This window comes from Nitrosomonas communis (genome assembly GCF_900114745.1).
Taxonomy (GTDB): Bacteria; Pseudomonadota; Gammaproteobacteria; order Burkholderiales; family Nitrosomonadaceae; genus Nitrosomonas; species Nitrosomonas communis_A.
Window position 1 is genome coordinate 1 of sequence record NZ_FOUB01000113.1, and the last position, 6455, is coordinate 6455.

Consider the following 6455-nt stretch of genomic DNA (forward strand, 5'->3'; position numbering starts at 1 on the left):
GAAAGCTCCCGTTACAGGCCGGATATACGAGTGCAAGTGTTTCAGCCATGCCAGATCAAAAAAATTTCACGCAAAACGGAGGAGTCCATATACGTTCATTCAAACCCGTCAACAAGATAAAAATGGAGCCAAAATGAACGCACCTCACACCCCATATGCCTTTCCACCATCAGTGCTATCACAAATCGCCCAATTACCTTCATTGCCGATGATCGAAATCAAGGTGCTTTGGAAACAATTATTTGGTAACGAGATACCGAACCACAATCGACAGTTTCTTGAGCGCCGCCTTGCACACAAACTGCAACTCATAGAATTCCGCAAAACCAATCTTAATCTGCTGGAAAGTAACGAGCGGCGTATCCAGGCATTGATTGAAACTGGCAAGTTGCGCAGCCGTGAAAAGGATTATCGCCCCTTGGCAGGTAGCGTATTGATACGGATTTACCAAGATGTCGAGCATCGCGTGATGGTGGAAGCAGATGGTCAATATGAATATGAAGGCAGTCGGTATGCCAGTTTATCCGCAATTGCACGTGAGATCACAGGTACGCGATGGTCCGGACCACTCTTTTTTGGCCTGGCGCCTGTGAAAACCAAAGTCAAGAAAGGAGCCAAGCGATGAGCGAAAACATCAAGCGACGCATGCGCTGTGCGGTCTACACACGCAAATCCACTGAGGAAGGGCTGGATCAGGAATACAATTCCATCGATGCCCAGCGTGACGCGGGTCATGCCTACATTGCGAGCCAGCGAAATGAGGGTTGGATTACGGTTTCTGATGATTATGATGATCCGGCATACTCCGGTGGCAACATGGAGCGGCCTGCGCTGCAGCGCTTATTGGCTGACATCGAAGCCGGCAAGATTGATGTTGTCATCATCTACAAGATTGACCGGTTGACGCGCAGTCTGGCCGATTTCTCCAGGATGGTCGAGGTATTTGAACGTTACGGCGTATCTTTCGTTTCAATCACGCAGCAATTTAATACAACGACCAGCATGGGCCGGCTTATGCTCAATATTTTACTCTCGTTCGCTCAGTTCGAGCGGGAAGTCACCGGTGAGCGCATCCGTGACAAAATCACGGCCAGTAAGCGCAAAGGCATGTGGATGGGTGGCATACCACCGCTCGGCTACGATGTGGAAAATCGCCGATTGATACCGAACGAGCGTGAAGCCAAGATTATCCGGCATATCTTTGAGCGGTTCGTCGAGTTGGGTTCCAGCACAACCTTGGTCAAGGAACTGAAACTGGATGGGGTAACCTCGAAATCCTGGACCACTCAGGATGGCAAAGTTCGTAAGGGTAGGTCGGTCGATAAGAGTTTAATCTACAAAGTACTCAACAATCGCACTTACCTCGGTGAACTGCGCCACAAAGAGCAGTGGTATCAAGCTGAGCATCCGCCCATCATCGAGCGTGATTTGTGGGACAAGGTGCATACCATCCTCGCTACCAATGGTCGCGTTCGCGGCAACGATACAAGAGCAAAGGTGCCGTATCTGCTAAAAGGGATTGTGTTTGGCAATGATGGACGGGCTTTGTCCCCATGGCACACGACCAAGAAGAATGGATGTCGTTATTGCTATTACATTCCGCAACGTGATGCCAAGGAGCATGCGGGTGTATCAGGATTGCCGCGTCTGCCTGCTTCAGAACTGGAATCTGCGGTACTTAATCAGTTGCGTACGATATTGCGTGCTCCAGAATTGCTAGGGGAGGTGTTGCCTCAGGCAATCAAGCTCGATCCAACCTTGGATGAGGCCAAAGTCACCGTGGCGATGACGCGGCTTGACGCGATTTGGGAGCAATTATTTCCGACAGAGCAGACGCGTATCGTAAAGCTTCTGGTTGAAAAGGTAATCGTATCACCCAACGATCTTGAGGTGAGACTGCGTGCCAATGGCATTGAGCGACTCTTGCTGGAAATGAGCCCGAAGCCAATCGTACAGCAAGAGGAGGCATTGGCATGAGCGATATTAGGATCCAGAAGACTGGCGCATCAGATGTTATTGCATCCAGTGACGGCACGCTAACGTTGACCATACCAATTCAGATCAAACGTCGCAGTGGACGTAAGCTGGTCACGTTGCCCAACGGTGGAATTGCAAAGGCACGGCCTTGGGACACGGCGGCGACACCACTGCAGCTTGCACTAGCGAGGGGTCATCGATGGCTGGCTATGTTGGAATCAGGTGAAACCAAATCTCTAAGAGAAATCGCTACCCTCGAAGGAATCGACAGTAGCTACGTGAGTCGCATGGTCAACTTGACCACGTTGGCGCCGGATATTGTGGCTGCTATTCTGGATGATGCATTGCCGAATCACATTACCCTGTTCGATTTGGCGATTGATCCGCCGGTGCTGTGGGAGGAGCAGAGGGAGCGAGTAAAATATGCTTAATTACATGGATATTTGTAGTTTCCTTAAGAAATAGCCGAGGAAATTCTTTCTGATTTTGATTAACTTGGCTGAAGCTCACTAGGTCATTAGTACTCTTTAGTGAATCTCTGATCACTTTTCTGTATGGTTGGCCTCTTATCCGGTTTCCTATACTTTCATTCCTATGAAGAAGGTGGCTTATTTTTTCTACACACTTTTAAGCATTATCTAACTGATGTTACGCAACCCCACTGATAGCGTATCATTGCTGGCATGAAAACAAAGTATATAGATTTATATACGGATTATTTGATCAGTACTACCGGCTACGCGAGGGCGACCGAATTACCGGCCATGCTAGACGGGAAGATGAGTCATGATCAAGTGACCCGGTTTTTGACAGAACGCAAATACACATCCAAGGATTTGTGGCGGGAAGTGAAGTCAGTAGTACGGCAAACCGAGCAGGAGGAAGGCTATCTGATTTTTGATGATACGGTGCAGGAGAAAGCCTTGAAAGACGAGAACGAGGTTGTTTGCTGGCATTATGACCCTTGCAAAGGGCAGACGGTCAAAGGGCACCAACCTGTTGAATGCGCTGTATTACAATGATGAGGTATCGATCCCGGTGGCTTTCGAAATGATTCGCAAACCGTTTCAATTTTGCGACGTTAAAACGCGCCCAACCAAGTGCGCTAGTGAGGTCACCCAGAACGGGTGGCTGCGGAGCATGCTCAAGACATGTGTGAACAACCCACTCAAATTCCGTTATGTGCTGTTCGATATCTGGTTCGCGGCGGCAGAGAACTTTGAAACGGTACTGCGTTCAGGCAAACATTTCGTAGCGGCATTGAAGGATAATTGGCAGGTAGCGCTGACACTGGAAGACAAACAACAAGGCCATTTCGTCAAGGTAAGCGAACTGGTGTTATCGGATCAGCAGGCAGTGCGCGGCTGGCTGAAAGGCTTCGATCAGGAAGTGCTTCTGGTGCGGCGGGTCTTTACGAACAAGGATGGCAGCACCGGCGCGTTGAATCTGGTTTAGAGTAGCCTCTCCTGCGAAGGTGGACAAGTAGCAGCAATCTACAAAAAACGGTGGAAAGTCGAAGCGTTTCACAAGTCGTTGAAATTCAATGCGGCGCTAGCAAAGTCGCCAACCCGGACGGTAACCACGCAAGTTAACCATGTGTTCATGTCCATTTACGCCGTATTTAAGCTGGAATGTTTGAAGATCAAGCATAAGGCCAACCATTTCACCGTGCGGGCGAAGCGATATATCAAGGCAACCCAACAGGCTTATGCTGAGTCGCAAAAGTTAAAGGCTGCTCCAACGCACTGTTCCCGCTGGTGGTTGTTTATGTTAGGCTACAGCGGAAGCACGTGCTAGCGCTCGCCTGAAGGTGAATTGCAATGACGGAGGCCAAGAACCAACTCTCAACCATGAAAGGCTCGCCGGACCAGTTCCGCCTGGCTTCCTTGATGAGGTTCGATAGATCGATAGAGATAGTGCGCATCCTGGCCACTGGAGTGACGACGCTATTGTTCTGGCAGGGCATGGCTCCTCTGGAGTTGCTGTGGCTGGCCGTGGCCGTGGGCCTGTATCCGCTGGTGAAGATCGGTCTGCTGGACCTGATCCATGAGCACAAGATCGGCACCGAGATCTTCGTGACCATAGCGACCCTGGTGGCGGTATTCGGCGGGGAAACGGTCGCGGGCGCTGTGCTGATGGTGATCATCCTGATCGCTGAGTTCATTACCGAACTTAGCACTGATCGCGCTCGGGCCTCTATCAAGGCGCTAATCGTCTCCGTGCCTCAAGTCGCCCGCTTGCAGGAGAAGGGTGACGAACGGCGTGTCGCCATCAGCGAACTGAATGTGGGCGACGTCGTTCTCGTTCGCGCCGGTGAAAAGATCCCTGTCGACGGAACGGTGATCGCAGGGCAAGGGGCGGTCAACGAGGCACCGCTCACGGGAGAGAGCATCCCGAAGGACAAGAGTGCGGGCTCGACGCTATTGGCCGGTACCCTGCTCGACTCCGGCGCCCTCGATGTCCGCACCGAGCGTTTGGGTGCTGACACCACTTTCTCGCGTATCATTGCCTTGGTTGAGAGCGCGGAGTCTGAGCAGGCGCCCATTCAGAAGCTAGCCGATAGGGTGGCTGCATGGCTCATCCCTCTCGTGCTGATTTTCCTAGTCGGCGTATACCTGGTGACGTGGGACGTGCGTACTGTCGTCACGTTGTTGATCTTTACCTCCCCGGCAGAACTCGGGCTGGCCACACCACTGGTCATGATCGCGGCGATTGCTCGTGCCGCACGCGCCGGTATCCTAATCAAGGGAGGCGTCTATTTAGAAGCCCTTGCCAAGGTCGATGTCATGGTGTTCGATAAGACCGGAACGTTGACGGCTAATCAGCCACGAGTGGTGCAGATTTTATCGAACCGAGCCAGCTTAAAAGAAGCAGAATTACTGCGCTGGGCCGCCGCTGCGGACAGGCGATCTGCACACCCGCTTGCAAAGGCAGTCGTCGAGGCTGCTGCCCAACAAGGTATTCCAGTTCCGGAATCGGAAAGCTTTGAGCAGTTCCAAGGGCGCGGCGTGAAGGCGACGGTCGAGGGGCGTATCATCCTGGTTGGCAACGCAGCGCTGCTTCGTGAGAACGGCGTCTCGCTAGCCGAGGTAGTTGAGGATGGTGGTCGTACGCCCATTCACGTTGCCATCGATAATGAATTTGTCGGGGTGATCTTCATCGCAGATACCTTGCGACCTGGAGTACGCGAGTCCTTGGATGAACTGAAAGCCACCGGCATCAAGCGTCTTGTGATGCTGACAGGAGACAATCGAGCCACAGCCGAAGTCGTGGCGCGCGACCTTGGTATCGATGAAGTACGTGCCGATCTGATGCCGGAGGACAAGGTCAAAGCCATTGGTGATCTAGTCGCGCAGGGTCACCGTGTGGCAATGGTCGGCGATGGCATCAATGATGCGCCTGCACTCGCGCGCGCGAATGTCGGCATTGCGATGGGCGCTGGGGGGACGCAGGCCGCGCTGGAAGCGGCGGACATTGCGCTGATGACCGACGATCTTAGAAAGATCGCTGGGGCGAGGGCGATTGCGCGACGCGCATACAGAACGATTCAGGAAAACATCTTCGTGGGTATTGGGGTGGTTCACGTGCTCGGAATTACTGCTGCCCTTCTTGGTTGGATCGGTCCCATTGAAGCCGCCATTATTCACCTGGGGCCGGATGTGTTGGTGTTCATCAATTCGATCAAGTTGCTTCGCGTTCGCATTCATGGAGCGTAAGCGCAACTGGTGAATGTATGAAAATGCGCGCCAACGTCGCTTTCGGCCGCCACCGCTAAAGGGGTTGCCAACCACAACCAATTGCCTCTAAATCCGCGTCAACACTGGGTAAAGAGACAATAACCCCCCAACCACGAATGGTTGAGGTTTGGTTGTTGGTGGAGTAGGGAACCGAACCTAAGCCCTTTTTTCGAATAGAATAGCAATATTGATCTTGAGGACGCAGATTCACCTGGAATCAGGTAGGTAGTTGTTACTGTTTGCTGTCAATCTAGACACTATGGTTACTACATTCTTTGCAATCCGCATCTTGAATTGCATCACCCGATCAGAGGGTTTGCGCCCCGCTGCACTTTTCCGCGGCTCGTCGTTGTCTTTGCAAGAAGCTCAGCAAATAGATTCCAGTCAATTATGCGATTCAGCTCTTCAAGCGGAGCTTTTAGCTTAGTTAGCTGAGCATATTGGCTGTCAAGGCCAAAGAAACCGAGTTGCATGGTAAGGTCTCATATCGGGGAGTTTGATTTACATATTACATATTTAAAACAAAGTGTTATTCTGGATCAACAAAAAATAACATTTTTTCCTGACCTGCCTCATTTTGTAGCTCGAATTTTTCAGGAGTCTATAACTTATTGTAGTTTAAAATCATTCTGTGCTATTTAGGAAATGGACAACTCTCATGCTTTGTGGAGTGTGCCTGCATTGGGTCGCTCCAGCTTCGGCTGTGGAATTTTCTCTGAATGGTGATATGCGTACTAGTTT

Annotated in this window: 7 protein-coding genes; 6 read left to right on the forward strand and 1 reads right to left on the reverse strand. The window is 51.4% G+C overall.

Going from position 1 to position 6455, the window contains the following annotated elements; genetic code table 11:
• Window positions 1-133 precede the first annotated feature (133 nt).
• The 6 genes from BM122_RS19880 to BM122_RS19900 all read left to right on the forward strand — a co-directional run bounded on the left by BM122_RS19880 (window position 134) and on the right by BM122_RS19900 (window position 5693).
• Window positions 134-625, forward strand: a complete 492-nt coding sequence (locus BM122_RS19880) for a DUF2924 domain-containing protein (RefSeq protein ID WP_074907261.1) — start codon at window positions 134-136, stop codon at window positions 623-625.
• A complete protein-coding gene (locus BM122_RS19885) occupies window positions 622-1977 on the forward strand; it encodes a recombinase family protein (RefSeq protein ID WP_074907263.1) in 1356 nt (451 codons plus the stop codon). Before BM122_RS19880 ends, BM122_RS19885 begins: the two co-directional genes overlap by 4 nt.
• The gene (locus BM122_RS19890) at window positions 1974-2408 is read left to right on the forward strand and encodes a LacI family transcriptional regulator (RefSeq protein ID WP_074907266.1); all 435 of its coding nucleotides are present in this window, start codon (window positions 1974-1976) and stop codon (window positions 2406-2408) included. The genes BM122_RS19885 and BM122_RS19890 overlap by 4 nt, the downstream gene beginning before the upstream one ends.
• 252 nt (window positions 2409-2660) lie before the next feature.
• Window positions 2661-2999 carry a hypothetical protein gene (locus BM122_RS26650; protein ID WP_442754643.1) on the forward strand — a complete coding sequence of 113 codons (339 nt, stop codon included), beginning with the start codon at window positions 2661-2663 and terminating at the stop codon, window positions 2997-2999.
• Complete coding sequence (locus tag BM122_RS26655) at window positions 2977-3432, forward strand: hypothetical protein (RefSeq protein ID WP_442754645.1); 456 nt, start codon at window positions 2977-2979, stop codon at window positions 3430-3432. Before BM122_RS26650 ends, BM122_RS26655 begins: the two co-directional genes overlap by 23 nt.
• 365 nt (window positions 3433-3797) lie before the next feature.
• Window positions 3798-5693: a heavy metal translocating P-type ATPase gene (locus BM122_RS19900; protein WP_218152185.1), complete on the forward strand. Its 1896-nt coding sequence runs from the start codon at window positions 3798-3800 to the stop codon at window positions 5691-5693.
• A gap of 320 nt (window positions 5694-6013) precedes the next feature.
• Here BM122_RS19900 and BM122_RS23710 read toward each other — a convergent pair whose 3' ends face one another.
• Window positions 6014-6187, reverse strand: a complete 174-nt coding sequence (locus tag BM122_RS23710; protein ID WP_177198228.1) for a hypothetical protein — start codon at window positions 6185-6187, stop codon at window positions 6014-6016.
• Window positions 6188-6455: the final 268 nt, after the last annotated feature.

Excerpts from the sequence above, each read along its gene's own strand:
- BM122_RS19900 (WP_218152185.1), top strand. The coding sequence starts at position 3,798 with ATGACGGAGGCCAAGAACCAACTCTCAACCATGAAAGGCTCGCCGGAC.
- BM122_RS26650 (WP_442754643.1), top strand. The coding sequence starts at position 2,661 with ATGAAAACAAAGTATATAGATTTATATACGGATTATTTGATCAGTACT.
- BM122_RS19880 (WP_074907261.1), top strand. The coding sequence starts at position 134 with ATGAACGCACCTCACACCCCATATGCCTTTCCACCATCAGTGCTATCA.
- BM122_RS23710 (WP_177198228.1), bottom strand. The coding sequence starts at position 6,187 with ATGCAACTCGGTTTCTTTGGCCTTGACAGCCAATATGCTCAGCTAACT.
- BM122_RS19885 (WP_074907263.1), top strand. The coding sequence starts at position 622 with ATGAGCGAAAACATCAAGCGACGCATGCGCTGTGCGGTCTACACACGC.
- BM122_RS19890 (WP_074907266.1), top strand. The coding sequence starts at position 1,974 with ATGAGCGATATTAGGATCCAGAAGACTGGCGCATCAGATGTTATTGCA.